Genomic DNA, 3,169 nt, shown 5'->3' with positions numbered 1-3,169 from the left:
TCGTCGACCCGATGCTGACCGCGGTCGCGATCGGCTATCGCAACCAGGCCCACACGCTGATCGCCGACGACGTGCTGCCGCGCGTGCCGGTCGGCGCCGAGAAGTTCAAGTGGACCGAGTATCCGCTGGCCGACGCCTTCTCGGTGCCGGACACGCTGGTCGGCCGCCGCGGCCGGGTGAACCAGGTCGAGTTCGGCGGCGAGGAGCGCACCGCCGAGGTCGACGACCACGGCCTCGAGGATCCGATCCCGAACTCGGACATCGAGGAGGCCCGCAAGGCGCGCGAGCGTCAGGTCTCGACCTTCGATCCCGAGGCGCACGCCACCATGATGCTGGCCGACCTGATGGCGAACGCCCGCGAGGTGCGGGTCGCCGCCAAGGTGCAGACGCTCGACACCTACGCGCCGGCGCGGCGGATCACGCTCGCCGGCGGCTCGCAGTTCTCCGACTACGCGAACTCCGATCCGATCGCCGTGATCAAGGCGGCCCTGGAGAGCACGCTGGTCTACCGCCCCAACACCATGGTGATGGGCAGCGCCGTGTGGTCGAAGCTCTCGTCGCATCCGGCGATCGTCAACGCGATCCGCGGCAATCTCACCAACAAGGGGATCGTGACGCGGGCCGAGTTCGCGGCGCTGTTCGAGATCGGCAAGGTGCTGGTCGGCGAGGCCTGGGTGAACCTCGCCCGCAAGGGCCAGCCGGCGAACCTCTCGCGCGCCTGGGGCAAGAACATCGCGCTCCTGCACATCAACCCGATCGCCCGGCCCGAGAGCGGCATCACGTTCGGGCTGACGGCGCAGTACGGCACCAAGATCTCGGGCCGCATCGTCGATCCCGACGTCGGCCTGCAGGGCGGCGTGCGCATCCGCACCGGCGAGCGCGTGAAGGAGCTGATCGTCGCGAAGGACGTCGGCTACTTCATCCAGAACGCGGTCGCGTGACGGGAGCCGCGCCATGGCGAAGCGACCCACAACCGCGGCCGAGCCGGCCGACACGGCTCCCGCTCCCGCCGCGGCCGCCGCGCCGGCCGAGACCCCGGACGCCACACCGGACGCGAGCGCGGACGAGGCGCCGGCGACCCCGCGGTTCTTCCTGGTGCTGTCGCCGCTGCTGCTCGACGGCGCGCTGCACGACATCGGCGACCGCGTGGGCCTGTTCCCGGCCGAGATCCCGGCCCTGCAGGCGGCCGGCGTGCTCGGCGAGGACGTGACGGCCGACAGCTGATCTCTCGCGTCCCGTCACGGGGGTGCGGGATGCCCGGCCCGAACGGGCCCTGCCGCAGCGGTTCGCCGCTGCGGCGTCTTTCAGAACAGGCCGGAGACCCCCATGAGCTTCGCGACGCTTGCCGACGTGCTGGCCCGCTATCCGTCCGAGGCGACCATCCTGGCCGCCGACGAGACGACGCGGCAGCGCGACGACGGCCGCATCGATGCGGGGCTCGCCGACGCGACGGCCGAGGTGCGGGCGATCCTGGCGGCCCGCTACACCCGCGACGAGCTCTCACGGCTAGACGACGACAGCCGCGCCACGCTGCGGCTCTACACGATCGACATCGCGCTCTACCGCGTGGCGCTGTCGTTCGGGCGCTCCAACGAGCGGATCAAGGAGCGCTACGACGTCGCCATCCAGCGCCTCGCCGCGATGGCGGCCGGCAAGGCGGCGCTCACCTTCGACGGCCCGGGCGGCGGCGGCACCGGCGACGCGGGGCCGCCGGAAGGAAGCGTGTCGCCCAACGAGGCGATCGTGATCGCCAACGAGCGCATGTTCACGCGCGACCGCTTGCGGGGCCTGTGATGTCGATCGCGATCGTCGTCGACACCTCGGGTCTCGACCAGCTCAACGCACTCACCTCGCGCCTCTCCGGCGCCGAGACCGAGGAGCTGATGACCGAGGTCGGCGGCATCCTCGAAGCCTCGACCCGCGAGCGGATTAGCGAGACCAAGACGTCGCCGGACGGTGCCGCCTGGGCGCCCAACCGGGCCGGCACCTCGATCCTGCTGGAGAGCGGCCGGCACCTGCTCGACTCGATCGCCTTCATCGCCGGCGGCGACCAGGTCGAGGTCGGCTCGTCCTGGGAATACGCCCACGTCCACCAGGACGGCGCGACCATCACGCCGAAGAACGCGCAGCGCCTAGTCTTCAAGGTCGGCGGCAAGCGGGTGTTCGCGAAGAGCGTCACGATCCCCGCGCGGCCCTTCGTCGGCTTCTCGGCCGAGGACCGCGAGAAGGTCGAGCACCTGGCGACCGACTGGCTCGGTCGTCTTGTCGGAGGCGGCACGTGATCGGGCCCGCCACCATCGCGGAGCGGCTCGCGGCGTCGCGCCTGGTCGGCTTCCTGCCGGCCGTCGAAGCCGCTTTGAAGCCGCTGTTTCCCGGCGTCACGGTGCGGTCGCATCCGGGCCGGATCGACGTCTCCGACCTGATCGAGAAGGACATCTTCTTAGCCCCCATGATCGCGGTCGCCCTCACGCGCTGGCGCGGTCCGGTCGGGGTCGGCGGCGACTGGCGGCTCGGGCTCGAATGCGCCGCCTATGTGGTGACCGAGGACATGGCGAGCGACGGGCGCGTGACGCCGCGCCAAGAAGTGGCGTTCGCGCTGTCGCACGGGATCCTCGACGTGCTGGCCGACTTCACGACGTCGCGCTGGGGCCTGCAGAACATCGGGTCGCCCGAGGAGGCCGAGGCGCGGCCGCTGTTCACGTCAGAAACCTTCGCCAAGGGCTCGGCCTTCTATGCCGTCACCTGGAAGCAGTCGCTGATCGGGCTCGGCTCCGATCCGCTGGCGCGCGTGCTGGTGAGCGACGTCGAGGCCGTGCTCGACGGCGCCGTCGAGACCGTGGACGAGGGAGGTCCGGTGTGAGCGCGCCCGACCCCTATGTCCGCCGGCTGGAGAAGTACCTTCGAACGCTCGAATCGCGCCTGGTCGAGATCGACCAGCGCGTCGCCCGCATCGTGCTGTCCGGCAAGGTGACGGAAGTTCGGGAGAAGAACGACGACTGGCAGGTGCGCACCGAGCTGGGCAAGGACCCGGAGACCGGCGAAGTGGTGAAGAGCCCGTGGGTGCCGGTGCAGCCGGTCGCCTCGGGCGATCTGAAGATCAAGGCGAAGCCGGTGGTCGGCGAGCGCATGATGGTGCTGTCGCCCTCCGGCGTGCTCGGCACCGGCTCGT

The 3,169-nt window shown here is 70.9% G+C and carries 5 protein-coding genes and 1 pseudogene; all 6 read left to right on the top strand.

Going from position 1 to position 3,169, the window contains the following annotated elements:
* Positions 1-941: capsid protein (locus tag CCR97_RS26460; protein WP_244670682.1), on the top strand; the 941-nt coding region annotated here is incomplete at its 5' end.
* A 13-nt stretch (positions 942-954) separates the two neighbouring features.
* Entirely contained in the window at positions 955-1,224 is a 270-nt protein-coding gene (locus CCR97_RS26455) for a hypothetical protein (protein ID WP_111360788.1), read from the top strand.
* 102 nt (positions 1,225-1,326) lie between these two features.
* Complete coding sequence (locus CCR97_RS26450) at positions 1,327-1,794, top strand: phage protein Gp36 family protein (protein ID WP_111360588.1); 468 nt, start codon at positions 1,327-1,329, stop codon at positions 1,792-1,794.
* On the top strand, positions 1,794-2,282 hold the full coding sequence (locus CCR97_RS26445; RefSeq protein WP_111360589.1) for a phage virion morphogenesis protein: 489 nt from the start codon (positions 1,794-1,796) through the stop codon (positions 2,280-2,282). The genes CCR97_RS26450 and CCR97_RS26445 overlap by 1 nt, the downstream gene beginning before the upstream one ends.
* The gene (locus tag CCR97_RS26440) at positions 2,279-2,860 is read left to right on the top strand and encodes a hypothetical protein (protein ID WP_111360587.1); all 582 of its coding nucleotides are present in this window, start codon (positions 2,279-2,281) and stop codon (positions 2,858-2,860) included. The genes CCR97_RS26445 and CCR97_RS26440 overlap by 4 nt, the downstream gene beginning before the upstream one ends.
* Positions 2,857-3,169 (top strand): annotated as a pseudogene (locus tag CCR97_RS26435) (phage baseplate assembly protein V); the annotation flags it as partial. The gene CCR97_RS26440 and the pseudogene CCR97_RS26435, both read left to right, overlap by 4 nt.

This window comes from Rhodoplanes elegans (assembly GCF_016653355.1).
Taxonomy (GTDB): Bacteria; Pseudomonadota; Alphaproteobacteria; order Rhizobiales; family Xanthobacteraceae; genus Rhodoplanes; species Rhodoplanes elegans.
This window is presented reverse-complemented; position numbering and strand designations above follow the sequence as displayed.